The sequence below is a fragment of the Vibrio splendidus genome, assembly GCF_024347615.1.
Classification (GTDB): domain Bacteria; phylum Pseudomonadota; class Gammaproteobacteria; order Enterobacterales; family Vibrionaceae; genus Vibrio; species Vibrio splendidus.
In genome coordinates, this window is the sequence record NZ_AP025508.1 from 2368582 (window position 1) to 2386941 (window position 18360).

At 43.3% G+C, this 18360-nt stretch carries 13 protein-coding genes and 1 pseudogene; 7 read left to right on the forward strand and 7 right to left on the reverse strand.

Going from position 1 to position 18360, the window contains the following annotated elements:
• Positions 1 to 74: 74 nt before the first annotated feature.
• Positions 75 to 1370 carry a GGDEF domain-containing protein gene (locus OCU90_RS10560; RefSeq protein WP_061021589.1) on the reverse strand — a complete coding sequence of 432 codons (1296 nt, stop codon included), beginning with the start codon at positions 1368 to 1370 and terminating at the stop codon, positions 75 to 77.
• A gap of 302 nt (positions 1371 to 1672) precedes the next feature.
• On the opposite strand from OCU90_RS10560, the gene OCU90_RS10565 reads away from it, so the two are divergent.
• On the forward strand, positions 1673 to 2497 hold the full coding sequence (locus OCU90_RS10565; protein WP_061021591.1) for a DUF2797 domain-containing protein: 825 nt from the start codon (positions 1673 to 1675) through the stop codon (positions 2495 to 2497).
• Positions 2498 to 2760: 263 nt separating this feature from the next.
• Here the strand turns inward: OCU90_RS10565 and OCU90_RS10570 are convergent, their stop codons facing one another.
• Together OCU90_RS10570 and OCU90_RS10575 are read right to left on the reverse strand one after the other, a co-directional pair.
• Positions 2761 to 3984, reverse strand: coding sequence for a sensor domain-containing diguanylate cyclase (locus tag OCU90_RS10570; RefSeq protein WP_061021898.1), 1224 nt, complete (start codon positions 3982 to 3984; stop codon positions 2761 to 2763).
• A gap of 401 nt (positions 3985 to 4385) precedes the next feature.
• A complete protein-coding gene (locus OCU90_RS10575) occupies positions 4386 to 5270 on the reverse strand; it encodes a LysR family transcriptional regulator (protein WP_061021593.1) in 885 nt (294 codons plus the stop codon).
• A 233-nt stretch (positions 5271 to 5503) separates the two neighbouring features.
• Here OCU90_RS10575 and OCU90_RS10580 point away from each other — a divergent pair, with 233 nt between their 5' ends.
• Positions 5504 to 6175 (forward strand): type 1 glutamine amidotransferase domain-containing protein, encoded by a 672-nt coding sequence (locus OCU90_RS10580; protein WP_061021595.1) that lies wholly within the window; start codon positions 5504 to 5506, stop codon positions 6173 to 6175.
• Between the two features lie 135 nt (positions 6176 to 6310).
• Here the strand turns inward: OCU90_RS10580 and OCU90_RS10585 are convergent, their stop codons facing one another.
• The 3 genes from OCU90_RS10585 to OCU90_RS10595 all read right to left on the reverse strand — a co-directional run bounded on the left by OCU90_RS10585 (position 6311) and on the right by OCU90_RS10595 (position 10421).
• The gene (locus tag OCU90_RS10585; RefSeq protein ID WP_061021597.1) at positions 6311 to 7546 is read right to left on the reverse strand and encodes a cysteine desulfurase-like protein; all 1236 of its coding nucleotides are present in this window, start codon (positions 7544 to 7546) and stop codon (positions 6311 to 6313) included.
• Complete coding sequence (locus OCU90_RS10590; RefSeq protein WP_061021600.1) at positions 7530 to 8186, reverse strand: 2OG-Fe dioxygenase family protein; 657 nt, start codon at positions 8184 to 8186, stop codon at positions 7530 to 7532. Before OCU90_RS10590 ends, OCU90_RS10585 begins: the two co-directional genes overlap by 17 nt.
• 894 nt (positions 8187 to 9080) lie before the next feature.
• A complete protein-coding gene (locus OCU90_RS10595) occupies positions 9081 to 10421 on the reverse strand; it encodes a hypothetical protein (protein WP_061021602.1) in 1341 nt (446 codons plus the stop codon).
• A 309-nt stretch (positions 10422 to 10730) separates the two neighbouring features.
• On the opposite strand from OCU90_RS10595, the gene OCU90_RS10600 reads away from it, so the two are divergent.
• Positions 10731 to 11669 (forward strand): STM4504/CBY_0614 family protein, encoded by a 939-nt coding sequence (locus tag OCU90_RS10600; RefSeq protein WP_061021603.1) that lies wholly within the window; start codon positions 10731 to 10733, stop codon positions 11667 to 11669.
• A 48-nt stretch (positions 11670 to 11717) separates the two neighbouring features.
• On the opposite strand, the pseudogene OCU90_RS10605 reads toward OCU90_RS10600, so the two are convergent.
• A pseudogene (locus OCU90_RS10605) lies at positions 11718 to 11869 on the reverse strand (regulator); the annotation flags it as partial.
• Between the two features lie 217 nt (positions 11870 to 12086).
• On the opposite strand from OCU90_RS10605, the gene trxB reads away from it, so the two are divergent.
• The 4 genes from trxB (at position 12087) to OCU90_RS10625 (ending at position 18344) form a co-directional block, all read left to right on the forward strand.
• Positions 12087 to 13046: a thioredoxin-disulfide reductase gene (trxB, locus tag OCU90_RS10610; protein WP_061021606.1), complete on the forward strand. Its 960-nt coding sequence runs from the start codon at positions 12087 to 12089 to the stop codon at positions 13044 to 13046.
• A gap of 161 nt (positions 13047 to 13207) precedes the next feature.
• Positions 13208 to 14992: a heme ABC transporter permease/ATP-binding protein CydD gene (gene cydD, locus OCU90_RS10615; protein WP_061021608.1), complete on the forward strand. Its 1785-nt coding sequence runs from the start codon at positions 13208 to 13210 to the stop codon at positions 14990 to 14992.
• Entirely contained in the window at positions 14985 to 16706 is a 1722-nt protein-coding gene (cydC, locus tag OCU90_RS10620) for a heme ABC transporter ATP-binding protein/permease CydC (protein WP_061021610.1), read from the forward strand. Before cydD ends, cydC begins: the two co-directional genes overlap by 8 nt.
• Before the next feature lie 231 nt (positions 16707 to 16937).
• Complete coding sequence (locus OCU90_RS10625; RefSeq protein WP_061021611.1) at positions 16938 to 18344, forward strand: hypothetical protein; 1407 nt, start codon at positions 16938 to 16940, stop codon at positions 18342 to 18344.
• The last annotated feature ends 16 nt before the right edge of the window (positions 18345 to 18360 follow it).

The window sequence follows — 18360 nt, forward strand, 5'->3', positions numbered from 1 at the left end:
ATATAGCGCCCATAAAAATGCCACACGTCACATATGCACGTGTGGCTTATAAACTAACCAAAACAATTTTCAGATTAGTGACTCAAGATCACCTGATTTCGGCCTGAATGCTTCGCTTGATATAGAGCTTCATCAGCGCGAGCAATGGTCTCTGTCACCCGCTCTTGTTTCATCTCAGCAATACCGATACTGCAAGTAAGTGGATCGCCATGAACCCAAAGGTGTTGGCTGACCAACAGTCGTATTTTCTCAGCCTTTCTCTGTGCTTCGCCAAGATCAGTCTCCGGGCAAAAAACAATGAACTCTTCACCGCCCCAGCGCACCAATTTATCTGTCGCGCTGATCGAACTGCCGACCACCATGCTGAATTCTCGTAAAATATGATCACCCATTTGGTGTCCGTATTTATCGTTGACGCTCTTGAAGTAGTCAATGTCGAGATACAACATACTCAACTTTCCATGCCCCTGCTTTACCTGCTGAGACTGCATTTTTAGCCAATCACGAATCGCGTGTCGGTTGAGAATCCCAGTCAGTTCATCACGATGAGCCTTTTCTGAAAACTCAAAGTTTTGCTCTCTCAGTGCTCGATTGACGTTCTTTAAGTGATGATGTCTTTTCTCTGCAAGCACCATGCGTTTTCTTGAACGGTTTAACTCAGACAATAAGAATACGGTGCCCGTACCAACCCAAACAAACAGTAGAATCAAGAACAGACTTTCTGCGGATATATAAGAGCCTTCAAATTCAATACTGCGGATGACTATTCTGTGGTGGCCCAGCTTCGCTCCAGACGCAGTAGCAAACTCGACCATATTCACATTCGAATACTCAGGCGCTGAATGCTCTAGCGCAATCTCGTTATCCGCTAACCACCATGTCATTACTTGCAGGTTTTTGATCGGAATCTCAATCACACCACCATCCACGCCTGGAGAAAACTCCATTCCGTTGTACTTATGCGTGTACTCGTCATCAGGAACCGAATAAGCAGGATTGTAATTACGCAGGTAAGTTCGCAAACGACCGCTAGAATCGGCCTCCGCATGGTAATCAATATTGACTCTAAAGGTGTGGTACTGAGAAAGGTCAAGGCCAGTGGTAATGTCTGGGTTGATACGAATCGATAGGCCGCAATAAGGCCACGGATACTCAGACTTTTTAAGCTCACAGTCGAGAATATACTGGCCATTTTGATAAGATAATTGGGACGTACTGACGCCTCTATCCACTTGATCGCTGGTCGCGATAAACTCATATTTATCCGGCGTAATTGCCGTTATCACACGATTTCCGCTCACACGGTAATACTGGACAATCGCCAGTGTCGTGATAACTAAAAAGATGACTATTTTATGGATCCACTTCACGTCTAAGCTTCCGGCTTAAGGTCCCTATAGTTGGGATTTCACGATAAAAAATAAGTTAGGTAAATTAGTGATCTTAATGCCAATAATTTACTAAAAACGTTATATCACGCCTGAACAAAATGTCATACCATAATTTTGAGCGAGCGTTTACTCATCAATTATCCATCGCAATAATCAAGTAATATTGCGTATTAAACGGACTCTATTTGTTATACTCATCGCATAATCATCGTTAACCGTAGCGCCTGCTTACAGAGCGTCCGAGTCGACGAAATAATAATCAAAATACAACGAGTAATGTCATGTCTTTATTAGCAAAAGGAACACTCAAGAAAATGAGTGCTTCGCTCGATGGTGCGGTTACCTACCGTTTACCTGTCGGTGAAGAGTTTTTAGAGCTAAACCCTCTGATTGGTAAAACCATCAACCTCACTCACACCGGTAATATTTTTTGCTGCTCGTGTGGCAAGAAAACCAAGAAAAGCTACTCTCAAGGCCACTGCTTTGTGTGCATGAGAAAGCTAGCAAGCTGCGACATGTGCATCATGAAGCCAGAAACTTGCCACTACGATGAAGGTACTTGTCGTGAGCCTGAATGGGGCGAAGCGAACTGCATGGTTGATCACTTCGTTTACCTATCGAACACATCAAGCCTTAAAGTGGGTATCACTCGTCATACTCAAATCCCGACTCGCTGGATTGACCAAGGTGCTACTCAAGGCCTACCAATCTTGAAAGTGAAAACTCGTCAGATTTCTGGCCTGATTGAAGTTGAGTTAGCCAAACACATTGCCGACAAAACCAACTGGCGCACGTTGCTAAAAGGCGACGGTGACGATATGGAGTTGGTAGAAAAAGCCAAAGAACTCTTGCCACTAGTAGAAGATAAGATTCAAGAGATCAGAGCGAAGTTTGGCGACGATGCAATCGAGATTCTTAGTGAGAACATCACTTCACTGAGCTACCCAGTTGAGCAGCACCCGGTGAAGATTGTGTCGCACAACTTTGATAAGAACCCTGAAGTATCTGGCGTGCTGCAAGGCATTAAAGGCCAATACCTTATCTTGGATACTGGTGTGATTAACATCCGTAAATTTGGCTCTTACGAAGTAGAAGTTTCTGCTTAGTAAGCCAACGGTTTTGAGATGATCGCTGTTTTGATAAACCAAAGCGAAACGGCTTTGATCGGTGAAAGCTAAACGGCTTTGATGAGCTAAAACTAAAATGCCCTCAGCAATTGCTTGAGGGCATTTTTGTATCATGACCAAACATTATAACGGGGTGACACCCTAGTTAGCTTTGTTACTTAAGCTTCTAGATTTATTACTTATGCTTCTAAATTGATTGAGTGTGCTAAATTGATCGAGTTTACTCAATAGATTGAAGTCGTCTAGTGCGGTAATGCTTGGCTTATATCGCTGACAAACACTTCTCCGCACACGCAGTTCTTTCCATTCGCTTTGGCTCGATATAACGATTGGTCTGTGAGGTTGACGAGTGCATCGATGGACACTTTCCCTTCGCAAGATCGACTATCACTCACTCCGATACTCACACTCACATTAAAACGAATCTGTTCGCCCACTTTGAACTCGACCTGATTAAATTGCTGTCTGATCTGATCAGAAACTTCTCGCGAAACGTTAGGTGACGCATTGGGAATAAAGAGAATAAACTCTTCTCCACCCCAGCGGCCTGCCACACCACCCACTCTCTCAACATTACGTTTAGTAATGTTGGCCAATGCGCAAATAACCTCATCGCCCACCATATGGCCGTAAGTATCATTGATCGATTTAAAGTCATCGATATCAAGCAGCATACTAACGACATGAGTATCAGAGGCAATATGTTCCCTTAACCACTCATAAATCGCTCTGCGATTGAGTAAGTCAGTCATTTCATCGTAATTCGCTTGATGAACCAATTGCTTTTCCAACATCACCTTTTGAGTCACATCTTCGAGCACAACCTGAACGGCCGGCTGACCTTGCCAAGTAATCGCATTATCGTAAATATTGAAGAATCGATGAATGCCATCGAACCCAATGTTTTCAACCACAGTGCTGGTTCCCGACAATTCACCCGACACGATCGCTTGATAGTGCTTACTGATGCCATCCGTATTCTGCTTTGGCACCAATGTAAGGATAGAGTCCAGCTTTAAAACTTCTTCTATGGAAGAACCACCCTGCATTTTAACCCACGATTGATTGACCATCAGCGGTTTGAACTCTCGGTGAACCAAGATGCCCTGCCCTGATTGCATGATCATATCGTGATACATCTTATCTTGTTCACGCACCGCATTTTGTAGCTGGATCGCAGGGGAAAGGTCGATCACCGTGACTTGCAGTGCTGGCCGACCTTGCCACTCTGTCACATGGTCAATAGAGAACACTGTGAACTCTCGACCATTACGATCAACATTAACATAGGTGTGGACCTGCGGATCGCGTTGACCACTGATCGTTTCAAGGTAATTTTGATAGGCTAAAACATGGTATTCTTCTGAGATTAGATCTAGGAAGCTATCTATATTAGTAAGTAGTTCTTCGGGTGATTGGTATCCATAGATGCGAGCATAATTAGCGTCAACACTAACTACATTCATATCTTGAATAGTTATTACACCGTACGTGGATTCGAAATTTATTGAAGACATTGCCAACTCCGCACTCTCGCTATACTCCACAAACTGGAGCATAACAACACATCCTGCCAACGCTTCCACACAATCTTTCACGCGTTAGGGGCATTAATATGGTATCTAGTATATCGTACTGCTACGGGCTTCTCTACAATTCTATCGCTAACACGAGTCACTAAAAGTAGACAAGTATCTCAATCCTATTACTCGCGTCAAAAAACAAAAAAAGATAACGTATATCTATGTAAGCATTAGCTTTTCTGTTTTCCGCTCTAAAATCGATAGCTAGAGCTAATCACGACTCTTTTGAAATCCTTTTATTATTCACTTCTATCTTGTTGGCTGTTAGCTTGAAACCTTGTCGGTTATTCATTCCAATCCGAAAAGTAAGCGACTAAGAAGTCGATCGCCAATCTTGCTCTCTGAGGTAAAAAACGACGGTTTTGATATACGACCCAACTGCTGGTTCCTGCTCCCCAATACTCTTCTAGCACCGGGACAAGCTTTCCATTACTAAGGCCACCATTGAAACTGCTCTTAGGTAGGTAGACAACACCAAGCCCCTCTTCACAGGCTTTCAGTACTGCACTCGAATTATTACTGCGCCAGCGCCCATGTACTCGAACTGCATTTAACGGCTTGCCCTCTTTCTCAAATAGCCACTGATCACTGTTGGCGATAATACAGCTGTGCATTTTTAACTGCTCTGGATGAGTCGGCGTACCAAATTGCTCTATATAGTCTTTACTGGCTGCTGCCGCCATTGGACGATCGACGAGCTTTCTTGCCACCAATCCTGAATCGTCCAATCGGCCATAACGAATCGCGAAATCGATGCCATCTTCGATGAAGTTAACCATCTTGGTATTGAAATTCATTTCTATGGTGAGCTCAGGATGCTCTTTAGCAAACTCCATCAGCGCCGCCGCGACATGATTTTCTGCAAACGCGCCTGCCGCACTCACACGCAAAGTACCGCTAAGCTGAGTCTGCTGAGAAGTCACTTGCTCGTTCGCTTGCTGAAGCCCAATGACCAAATCTCTACACTGCTGATAATAGGTGTGACCCGATTCGGTCAGGCTCACCATTCGTGTAGAGCGTGCAAGCAGTGCCACACCCACTCTCTCTTCTAACCTTGAAACTTGGCGGCTTACATGACTGGTACTGCAACCCAGTTGTTTTGCTGCTGCAGAAAATCCGTGACATTCGGCTACCGCAACAAACTCATTAATCCCTTCAAAGCTATCCATACTTCACCTGTTTACGTCTAACGAATTCACATTCGACTAATTCACATCTTACTATTGCTATATAGCAATAATGTTTTGCCTATTCGGTATATTATCACTCAAATGGTTTACTACTAGTATTACAGGTAACGAAACAGCGGTATCTCTATTAAAAACACTGATGTCTGTCTTAAAAACGCGGATGACTAAACAACGACGCTGAAACCAAACAAACGTGCTCAAAGGGACGAATCATGAAAAAAATACTAATACCTGTAACTAACCACGCAACACTAGGCGACACAGATCAAGCGAACGGTACTTACGCGCCTGAACTGACTCATGCTCTGAAAGAGATCATTGCTGCGGGTTTTGAGTACGACATCGCTTCTATCAAGGGTGGTAAAGGCCCGTTGTATGGAACCGATATTGAAGGTGATTCAGTAAACGCAGAGATCTTGGCTGACGATGACTTCCAGAACCGCATTAACAACACGATTCCTGTAAGCCAAATTAACGTAGAAAGCTACGATGCTATCTTCTACCCAGGTGGATTCGGCCTACTTTCTGACTTAGCAACCGACGAGCAATTCGCAACGATTGCCGCTAAGCATTATGAAGATGGCGGTGTGATCGCATCAGTATGTCACGGCCCAGCTGCACTGCTTCCGATTGTTTTAAGCAACGGCGAGAAGCTATTGAGCTCTAAATCGGTGACTGGTTTTACACGTGAAGAAGAAATCGACTTTGGCACCATCAACGACACCCCATTCTTATTGGAAGAGTCTCTTGCTCGCAGCGCAGCGCGTTTCAACAAGGTTCAACCTTGGCAAGAGCTTGTGATTGTTGATGAGCGAGTGATTACTGGCCAGAACCCAACCAGTGCGCACGCAGTTGGTGCAGCTCTGGTTAAGCAGCTGTCTTAGTAGACTTCGTTAAACAGATATAAGTCCATGGAACAAAAAGAGCATGCTTCTCTCAATAATATTGAGTAGGAAGTATGCTCTTTTCTAATTTTGTAACCATCCAGGTGTTAGTTACTTCTTGCTAGTTACTTCTTGCTAGTTACTTCGCAAGATCCCTTCAAGTACATTGAACAGCAAGTCGATCTCTTCAATCGAGTTGTAATGCATACAACCAATACGCACCACGCCCTGCTCTTCAATACCCAACTGTTTCACCAAACCTAATGCGTAGAAATGTCCGTTCCACACACAGATATTATGTTCCCCCAACTTCTTGGCGATGAACTCTGGAGAGTGATTATCAAAGGTAATCGCAAACGTTGGGGTTCTTAGGTTCGAATCAAATTCGGTTTTCCCGTAAAGCTTTGCCCCTTCAAGATCGGACAAGCGTTTAAGGAAGTACTCACTGAGTTGGCTTTCATGCTTATTATAAAGCGCATAGCTTTGCTCTAAACGAGAACGCAATGAATCGGCGGGATCGCCTAACTGCGCCAAGTAATCTACCGCCGCAATCACACCAGCAAGGCCTTCAAAGCTTTGCGTGCCTGTCTCAAATCGACCTGGGCCAATGTTTGTCGCTGGCTCAACCTTGTAAGGCTTTAACGTGTGCAGCCATTGCGGCGCAACATAAGCAATACCCACATGTGGGCCGAAGAACTTATAAGCTGAACACGCTAAGAAGTCACAATTCAACTGCTGAACATCAATCAAGTGATGAGGTGCGTAATGCACTGCATCGACATAAACCTGCGCACCATGCTGATGTGCAAGTTCGATCACTTTCGTCATATCAACAATCGAGCCTGTCGTGTTCGAAGCAAACGTCACCGCGACAAGCTTGGTTTTCTCGTTAAGCAGCGATTCAAAATGCGCCATATCCAAACTGCAATCCGACTCGTCTACGCGAACTTGGCGAACAATCGCGCCTTTGTCGTCTGCCGCTTGCTGCCAGCTCGATACATTTGAGTAATGGTCTAACGCCGTGACGATAACTTCATCGCCCTCTTTCCAATCGCGGCTGATCGCTCGACTCAGTTGGAAGGTCAGAGATGTCATGTTCGCACCGAACACAACGTTGCCAGAAGACTCCGCATTAAGCAGTGCTTGCGCCGCTTCTCGCGCTTGCTGCATTAAGCTTGTGGTCTTTTGGCTAGAAAAATAGTGGCCGCCTAGGTTTGAATTGAAATGCCCTAGGTATTCGGTCATTGAAGCTAAAACATTCTCAGGCACCTGAGAGCCACCTGGCCCATCAAAAAAGGTCACAGGCTTGCCGTTATGATATTGGCCTAAAGCACTAAACTGTTGGCGCACATCATTAAGAGTGAAGGACATTACGCGCATCCTTAGCTGTTAGAACAAACACATCCATATAGCCCATCTCATCGTGGTCTATGGTGCGAATCGGTTGTGCATTGTGCCAAAGCTTACTGTCTGCCAGCATCGCAACCTCGCCATCGCCCAACACCTTTCTAAAGAATGGCGCTTCATGTGAGTCTTGATACAGCATGATTTCACCGCCCACAATGTTGTGACGGTTCACACCGATTAAAGCGATGTGGTCAAAACCATCTTGGTGGACACCTTCAGGGGCAACCTGAGTTTCTTCAAAAATAGCGGCAATTCGAATCTGATGGATTTCGATTTCTTGCCCGTCTTCAAGTCCGTTGGTTTCAATAAACAGCTCACACATTTCTTGCATGCCTTCACTGCCTAAAATATTCGCTTCAATCGGCTCGAACTGACGAACAACGTCACCTTGAAAGTGATTAATGTTTTCAGGCTGAACAAAGTTATGTTTGTCTTGCTCAACGACTTGTCCATTACTGAATTGAACCACCGAGTATCTTCTCAATCGAAACTGACCATCCGCATGCTCTGTGCTTGGTAGCTTAGAGAATGATGGTGACAACTCCTCAACCGCGTGGTTACTGAGGTGGGTAATATGTAGGGTATTTTCGTGAGCATGTAACATCATCGACTCCTTAATGATTGTTAATTTACTTTCGACATTTAACGTTTTGTTTACATAAAGGATACTTGAAGATCTTGCCAAATCAACATTAAACAATCATTTATCCCGTCAGATTTAATAATTCAGACGCTAAATCCAACTTGAAATTAAAAAGCAGTGTATAACACCAGAATAAAAGATGACCAACTCTTAAAACTAGCACACTCTACTAGCTAGTTATAAATACCTACAAATTTAAATTTAACGATATTATAAACTAGCAAGCTATGTTTCATATTGTGTCAGCCCTTTCGCTTCAATACGCCAGCCTCCTTGCATGAACTCAGGCACCACGCTCGCCATCATTCATTTCTATGCTTTTGCACAGCGAAATACGACCTACCTATCAGTTGCCAAGCTATTGATTATTTACACAACAAACTGAAATTGGTTAATTTATAAGTAAGCCAGAAACCAAACGCCTTTGCTTGCGCGTCTGGAACAGGTCGAGTTCGGGGGGAACTCGGCCGCCCTCAAATCAATTTTATTCCCTTTACACCGCAGCTTCACTGGCCTTTCAGTCACGAAAACACTCAGCTTTAAACGGTGTGCCGCTAATTCGAATTGATGATGTGGTTTATGTCAATTTCTTGAAGTGAAATATTGCGAAAGGAATTTAGTTAGTATTTTTGACAGCCAAGAGCATCAGAGGTCTTCGAAAATGTTAGGCGCTTTTCTCTAACACGTTAATGCCCCAAAGTTGCTTGGACCTTTTACTCATTCGCATCCTGTTTATGAGCTTTTGCCCTACTAAAAGTTATCCATTCTTTTAATACTGTTCGTTATGAATCCCCGTGTTGTATCACGGGGGGCAAATTCGAAATACGAACAGGTTAATATGGGCTTTTTTTCTTGTTAAGGAACTTTTTTTTGAAGCAAAGCATCTTTTAACTCGTCAAACTTGCTATCAAGACTCGGACTTTTTGAATTGTCAAAATTACTCGCTGATTGACTATTAATGAACTCCCTAATTAACAACATTTTATTTGAAATACGCTGTTTAAGAATTTGTTCATCATCTAAAATTAAGTCTTCTGATTGACTATCAGTACATTCTTTTACAAGGTATGCCACTTGTTTTGTTAAAGACAAGCGTTCATTATTTTTGGTAAGAAGCTCGATCATTTTATAAAAAATTGTTGAACAAACCCCAAGTAGGAAAATATTTAAGCTTATAATCGGTAGTCTACTTACTAGTAGGCTCCAGATGTCAAAGTTAAATTGAAGGTCAGAAGACATTTGCCTAACACCATCATACATATTGACGCTAATTACGGATCCAACCATCAACAAAAATACCAAAATCATTTTGTAGACTGTGTTCTGCCGATTTATTTCACTTTTGTATTCTGAGAAGTCTTCACTGTAAAGGGAGGACTCACTTTTGAACGCTTTGAGCTTTTCTTGAGTATCCTCCAATTTTTCTGAAATATTTTCTAATTGAGCATTTCTATCCACTAGTTCACTCTCAACTTTACGATTAGACGTTGATAGTGTTGCTTTGTCTTTTAGGAGTTTCTCAACTTGTCCAGTTAGGACGTTATGTTGGCTCTCAATATCTGACAGATACTTTGAGACAGTTTTAGCTTGTTTTTCATCAAGCTGTATTGCTTGTTTTAAGTGAGAAAGCCTACTTTCGACGTCTGCCGATTCACTTTTTAACCGCAAAACCTCTGTTTTTTCAACTTCCAAATCAGAGGCGACAACCTCTCTAATTTGTTGATAAGAGTATTCTAGATTTTTCCAAGTAAAACTAGCCGACTTCATTAGATCAACTAGCTCACCGATATTTCGCCCAGAAATACTTAAGGTTGCTAGGCTAACTGGTTTTTCACCACCACTTATTACAGATATTTGACTAGCTGCATGTCCAACCTTAAAGGTTACTAATTCACTATGTACATAAGGGGTTCTGCTATTTGGTAATATCACAACACTATTACCAGAAGCATCAATAAGCTCTAGTCTAAGATCAGCACCATGTGTTCTAACGTCAAAATCAACTGTGGTAATCCAGTAAGGGTCTTGTCGTTTGAAAAATATTAAGGTCTCTTCAAGCATGTACCTGTTAAAAAAATTGTATTGACCGTTTGAGGCCTGAGATACAAATTTACTAGCTGCACTGGAAATAGGTATCGATTTCTCAGTCGCAAAGTCACGCATGAGTTTCAACATAGGTTCTTCAGGTTCACTCACGATATTTCTCTCATTAGTAGTTTGAATGCATAATATCCCTAATTTTTAATCTAGTCGATTTTAATGGGTCACTTCCATGTAGGTTGTCTCCAACCACGTATTACGCCTTGAATTGGTATTTCAATAAATTGCAGGAAAAATAAAAAGCCGAACTCAATGAGCCCGGCTTCTTTCTCCTTGATGTGATGTGACCATCTAATCCCTCATAATTACTCTTATAGAATTTTTAATATAGTGATAATCTAATCCACTAGTTTGATTGCTTGCAGTTTCATAGTTGACCGTTTGATTTTGGAGAAGGTAAAGATAGTGGGAAGATTTGATTTATACTCGAAAAGACAAAAAATCTTACGAGGTGATGTACCTGACGTTTATGTATATGACTCAATGCCAAGCTCTTTAAAAGTTCAGATTGTCCATATTTGGCACGATGCTTTAGGTGATCATGAGCAGTACTGTCATTCATATAGAGTAAAAGACGCTTACAAATTCATTGTCGAAACCTTATGTCGTGAGTATGGTTTGTTTCAATTGCCTCATTCAAAGACATATGGACAGCGCTTCTTTTGGCAAGAGCTTATTGATTACTTTCTGAAAGAAGATGATGTTGAAAAATTACTTGATACTGTTGAATTAACGTTCAACGTTATCAACACTTTAACTCGCGATGACGTTTACCTATATAAAAACAATCCAGAGGCAATCGCTGATGAAGCTATCGAGGAACTAAACCATCGCTGTAAAGAGCACTCATTCGGTTTCCAATACGAAGGTGATGAAATACTAAGAGTAGATTCTGAGTTAATTCATTCAGAAGTAGTTAAACCTGCGCTTAGATTGCTGAATAGTTCCCACTATGAAGGAGCTCAACAAGAATTCCTTTTGGCTCACGAACATTATCGTAATGAGCGTTATAAAGAATCATTAAACGAATGCTTAAAATCTTTTGAAAGTACAATGAAGTCTATTTGCGATAAGAGAGGTTGGAAATATCAACCCAATGTTACATCTAAAGGCCTAATACAAGTTTGTTTTGATAACGAATTAATTCCGGTTTTTTGGCAACAAAAAATGACTTCTTTACGAAGCCTATTAGAAAGCAGTGTGCCAACTGGTAGAAATAAGTTAAGTGGGCATGGTCAAGGTTCTGAAACCTCGGAAATCCCAGAACATATAGTCTCATATATGCTTCATATGACCGCTTCAACATTAGTTTTCTTAGTTTCTGCAGAACTAGCAACTGCCTAATTTAACTTTTAAGGCTCCAATGGAGCCTTTTTTATATCTTCACTTTTGCTATAGCCTTAGTAAGTGAGTGGAAGTTTTAATTTCCAACTCAGACTGGATCCCCAAAGTGCAATCCCTGCTAATATTTGCTGTGGCCTCACGACTTGGCCTGTCGGCAACTCCATACTGTCATATAGCATTTTGAACTGTTCCCAACTCTTTTAGTCTAAAGGACTCAGCCATAGCCCTCATTCCAATACCCTAAAGCCTTTGCATGTTTTCACTGATCTTCCAGCCACGAAAACGTTTGTCTCCATTAAGTTCTAACGTATAACGATTAATTACACTTCAGCCCTTGTTTACACTTTTATTGCCTCCATATTTTCCATACAATCCTAAGCGATTATAAATAAAAACAATTTCAATTTCGGAGTCCTCATGAGCGACGTAAAGCACTGTAATTTATTGATTCTTGGTTCTGGCCCTGCTGGCTATACAGCTGCAGTTTACGCTGCTCGTGCAAACCTAAACCCTGTACTTGTTACCGGTATGCAGCAAGGTGGTCAGCTTACAACCACGACAGAAGTAGAAAACTGGCCGGGTGATCCTGAAGGTTTAACGGGTCCAGCTCTAATGGATCGCATGAAAGAGCACGCAGAGCGCTTTGAAACAGAGATCCTGTTCGACCACATTAACGAAGTCGATCTATCAAACCGCCCTTTCCGTCTTAAAGGCGATTCTGGTGAGTACACGTGTGATGCATTGATCATCTCAACGGGTGCATCAGCTAAGTACCTAGGTTTAGAGTCTGAAGAAGCATTCAAAGGCCGTGGCGTTTCTGCTTGTGCAACGTGTGATGGTTTCTTCTACCGCAACCAGAAAGTTGCAGTTGTGGGTGGTGGTAACACCGCTGTTGAAGAAGCACTTTACCTGTCTAACATCGCGTCTGAAGTTCACCTTGTTCACCGCCGTGACACGTTCCGCGCTGAAAAGATTCTAGTGAAGCGTTTAATGGACAAAGTAGAGAACGGCAACATTGTTCTTCACACTGACCGCACGCTAGACGAAGTTCTAGGCGACGATATGGGCGTAACTGGCGTTCGCATTAAAGATACTCAGTCTGATAAGACAGAAGACATCGAAGTAATGGGTGCATTCATTGCTATCGGTCACCAACCAAACACTGAAATCTTCAAAGGCCAAGTGGACATGAAAGATGATTACATCATCGTTCAGTCTGGTCTTGAAGGTAACGCAACACAAACTAGCATCCCTGGCGTATTCGCTGCGGGTGACGTAATGGACCACAACTACCGCCAAGCAATCACTTCTGCCGGTACAGGTTGTATGGCTGCACTGGATGCTGAACGCTTCCTAGATGGCCTTAACGATAAGTAAATCTGAGATTGCAGATTTGATTATCGGTGCTCTCGCCTCAGTAGATGCAGGGCGTCATCACATTTTGTTGTAAATCCCTAGAGCCCAGTGGTATATCCACTGGGCTTTCTTTTGTATACTAGCCGCCCTCAACAAATAATAATTATCATTAAGCCTTCATAATGGATAAGAAAAAACAACGCAGCTTGAACAAGTGGCTTAAGCAACAGAGTAAGTTAGCGAAACGCTGGCTTATGATTGCGATTAGCCTTGGCGTACTTTCAAGCGTGTTCTTAATTGCTCAAGCAGCTCTTCTCGCCTCTATTCTTCACCAGCTGATCATCGAAAATGTCGATAAATCTGAACTGGTTGGTCATTTCGCAGGCTTGGCACTATCGGTCGTTGGCCGTGCTGGCTGTACATGGGGACGTGAAATCGCAGGTTATCGCTGTGGTGAACAAATCCGTGTCTACATCAGGCAACTCATCCTAGATAAATTACGTGAGTTAGGCCCTGCTTACATTAAAGGTAAACCTGCCGGTACGTGGGCAACGCTGTTGTTAGAACAAGTAGAAGACATGCAAGACTTCTTCTCTCGTTACTTACCTCAGATGTCTCTGTCGGTAATGATTCCATTCATTATTTTGGTTGTGGTGTTCCCAGTAAACTGGGCTGCAGGACTGATCTTTTTGATTACAGCTCCACTGGTGCCGATGTTCATGGCACTTGTTGGTATGAAAGCGGCCGATGCAAACCGTAAAAACTTCAAAGCGCTGCAGCGTCTTTCTGGTCACTTTTACGACCGTTTGCAGTCAATGACGACTATTCGTCTATTTGACCGCACCAACGCTGAAACAGAAGTATTGAAAGGTGCATCTGAAGTGTTCAGAACGCGTACCATGGATGTGTTGAAAATCGCTTTCTTGTCTTCTGCGGTTCTTGAATTCTTCACCTCTATCTCAATCGCAATGACGGCGGTTTACTTTGGTTTCACCTACATCGGTGAGCTGAACTTTGGCCACTACGGTGCAGGCATTACACTATTCGCTGGTTTGTTTATCCTTATCTTAGCGCCAGAGTTTTACCAACCTCTACGTGACTTAGGTACTTTCTACCACGCGAAGCAACAAGCGGTTGGCGCAGCCGAAAGTATTGTCGAGTTCCTAGAAACAGACATCACTAAGGTTAAATCAGGCAACACTCAACTCGATTCAGCTCAAGGCATCAATATTGAAGCTACCGACCTAAAAGTGTTAAGCCCTGAAGGTGTTCAATTAGTTGGTCCTATCTCGTTCGCACTGAACACTCGCCAATCGACTGCGTTAGTTGGCCCAAGTGGTGCGGGTAAAACAAGTTTGATCAATGCTATTCTTGGTTTCATGCCTTATGAAGGAAGCTTGAAAATCAATGGTATTGAATTGCGTGACCTCGACTTAGCCTCTTGGCGTAAAACCATTAGCTGGGTTGGTCAAAACCCATTGCTACTGCACGGCAGCATTCGTGACAACGTCACCCTAGGTAAGCACGATATCGCTGACCAAATTGTCGAGAATGCACTTGAGCAATCATTTGCTAGCGAATTTGTAAACGAGCACGGCTTGGATTACATGATTTCTGATCGCTCTGGCGGCCTTTCTGTTGGTCAATCTCAGCGTTTGGCTCTGGCTCGCGCAATGATTCAAGACGGTCAGTTCTGGTTGTTAGATGAACCTACTGCCAGTCTAGATACTCGTAGCGAACAATTAGTGATGAAAGGCATCAATAGCAACATTGAAAGCCGCACTGCCCTACTTGTGACGCACCAACTCGCTCCTCTTAAATCAGTCGATAATATTCTGGTGATGCGCGATGGCGGTCTGGTTGAACAAGGTCATTACTCTCAGCTTTCGATTGCGGGTGGTTTGTTCGAAGAGATGCTGAACGCGAACTTAGCTCAACAAGATAATAAGGGTAATTTAGATGCGTGATTTACTGCCTTACCTGAAACTCTATAAAAAGCATTGGTTTGGCCTATCGCTAGGCATGCTATTGGCTTTTGCTACTCTGTCGGCTTCTATTGGCTTGTTAACGCTATCAGGCTGGTTCATTTCAGCTTCTGCGGTTGCAGGCCTTACGATTGCACGTGAAACCTTCAACTACATGCTGCCGGGTGGTGGTGTACGTGGTTTGGCAATGAGCCGCACTGCGGGTCGTTGGGGTGAACGTGTTGTCAGCCACAATGCAACATTCAAACTGTTAACTGATTTACGTATCTTCTTCTTCAAGAAGCTGGCTCCGCTGATCCCAGGTCGTATCTCAAACCTTCGTGATGCTGACCTACTGAACCGTTTGGTTGCTGATGTAGACGCGATGGATCACGTGTACCTGCGCTTAGTAAGCCCTGTGACGGTGGGTGTGTTCGGGATCTTCTTCCTGACTCTGTTCCTAATGTGGTTCGATAGCTCACTAGGTTTAATCTTAGGTTCTATCCTTCTGATCATGCTGTTGGTTTGGCCAATCTTGTTCTACAAATTGGGTAAACGTAACGGTGGTGAACTGACACAGAACAAAGCAGATCTTCGTGTAACGACGCTAGATTGGATTGAAGGCTACAGCGAGCTAACTCTGTTCGGTGCTGAAGAGCGTTACCGTAATGCGATTCTAGAGACGCAACAGAAGCTGATGGCGAATCAGTTTGTGAATGCTAACCTAACTGGTATGGCTTCAGCAGCTCTGATGCTGTTCAACGGCCTGACGCTTGTTCTTATGCTTTGGCTTGCGGCTGATGGCGTGGGTGGTAATGCACCAGATCCGTTCATCGCACTAATGGCATTCGCAACTATGGCAAGCTTCGAGCTATTAATGCCAATCGCAGGCGCGTTCCAGTATTTAGGTCAAACTCTGTCTTCAGCTCGTCGCTTGAACGAAGTTATTCTGTCAGAGCCTGAAGTTCAGTTCGCTGAAGAGAAACTCGACATCAACAAGCCGCTTGATATTACGTTCTCAAACGTGACGTTCAACTACCCTGATTCTGAGCGCAGTGTTCTGAACGCTGTTGACCTAACGATCCCTGCCACACACAAGGTTGCGATTGTTGGTCAAACGGGTTCAGGTAAATCGACTTTGATTCAGCTACTGACTCGCTACTGGGATCCTAAAAAGGGCTATATCTCAATCGCGGGCATTGAACTGACGCAGTGGAACGAATCACAGCTTCGTGAATCAATCAGTGTGGTAAGCCAGCGTGTCGACATTCTAAATGGTACTTTGCGTGACAACTTGTTGATTGCAAGACCAGAAGCGACCGATGATCACTTAGCAAATATCCTAAGAGATGTTGGCCTAGAAAAGCTGCTTGAGAATAACGCACCTGATAGCTGGTTAGGTGACGGTGGTCGTCAACTATCTGGTGGTGAGAAGCGCCGTATTGGTATCGCACGCGCGATTCTTCATGATGCTCCTATCCTGCTTCTCGATGAGCCAACAGAAGGCTTAGATAAGCAAACAGAACACAGCATCATGACGCTGTTCGAGAAGCACTTTGAAGGCAAGACGGTTATCTTCATCACGCACCGTTTGATTGGTCTGGAATCGATGGATTCGATCGTTCTGATTGAACAAGGCGAGATTGTTGAAAATGGCTCTCACGAGAAACTGTTGAACGAAGCAGGACGTTATTTCCAACTTCGTCAGGCAATCTAGCTCCTCATAAGTTATAAAGAAAACCATTCAAAGCCCGAGTTTATACTCGGGCTTTTTTGTGTCTGTGATTCTAGTATCGAGCAGCTTCCAACCGACAACCAATAGCTTCAATAAATAACAAGCTATTCATTTGTAAGCGCCATCAATACAAAACTTACAAAGGCTTACCAAGAGCAAATGCCATTTCTTGTAACATGCAGGCTTTATAGCTTGCAGATAACTTGGTTCCCTATGGTATACAAACTCACTATTCCAACTCTTGTTCTGACTACGATGCTCACTGCATGCGGCGGCAGCGACAGCAATAACACTAGCGCGTCAAAGAATGTCATCGATGCATCAAGCGCAAAATCCGTTGTTAGCTTAGGAAGCAATTACTCACTGCATTTCAGCGTGAAGTCGCTTGCTGCGGGTACAGACAAAAACGTGAACATTGATATTACTCAGTATGGTAATAATCTAAAATCTAGCGGCAGCTTCGCACAAGTTCACGGCGTTCCTGAGCGCAATTACAAAACTCAAAGCGATGCCGATATCACCTTCTCTGTAACAGCAACAGACTCAGCGGGTAAAACGTTCAGCGTTGAAAACTTCGATATTTACTACGAAAACTTTAACTCAACGAGCACCCTTGAAAAGCTTGCTATTGCAGAAGTTGAAAACAACATAAATAACGTCATTCGATGGAAAAAATCGGACACCGTAACCATCAATAAGCAATTCATTCTTGATAATATTGGCGTCAAATTTAATATCGATCAAATGAGACCTATGAACCTCTATGTTCGTGTTGGCAACACTCTGAGCAATGGCATTCAATTTGTTCCATCCTTCGCTCAAAGCGCCTCAGAGACATTCTCACGAGTGCCTACAGCTGACTGTTCTGTTATCTCAAATACAACGGGTGAGCTGCTTACAAATGGCATCAAACAGCAGACTTGCGTAGAAGCTCATGGCTATAAGATCCCACTATTAATTGAAGACAAATCTGTAAACAATTCCGAAGCAAAGGTCGCTCACGTTAAAAACATCATGGAGTACTACCTTGATAGCTTCCCTGCTGAAGTGACTAAGACGATTTACGACAGCAAAGCGACCATGGGATTCTTTTATGATGAAGATTGGTCTGACAGAGATGGCGGCGACTTCTTAGATGAAAATTACCGCTTCCAAGATCTGTTTGCGACTGAAACTACTGACACAACAACAGGCGAGAATAAACCGGATCTAGTCACTCAACGAGACGCTGCGTTTGAAGAGATCATTCACTTTGTTCACGATTACGGTGTGATGAACCTAGCGGTACAATCATCTTCATCGAAATGGGCTGCGATGCAGAAAGAGTTAGATGAACTGAATGAGAAAGCGATTCTTGCAGGCTCTTACTTTCCAAACGGTAAAGACTCAACAATTGTCGAAGCTGATCTAGATTCTGAGTCATACGATCAAGAGTACCTAGCCTATTCTCTGTATGCCTACTACGACCTCAACTTTAAGGGTTACAACGCGCAAGAGTTAAGTTCTGCGACGTTCACTGAGCTGCAAGCGTACGACCCTGCGATGGTTAAATTTATGGAGCAGCACTTCCCTAAGCGAATTGCCTTTAAAGCTAAATTCCCAGGCTATCCGAACAACTAGTTAGGGATTCATAACT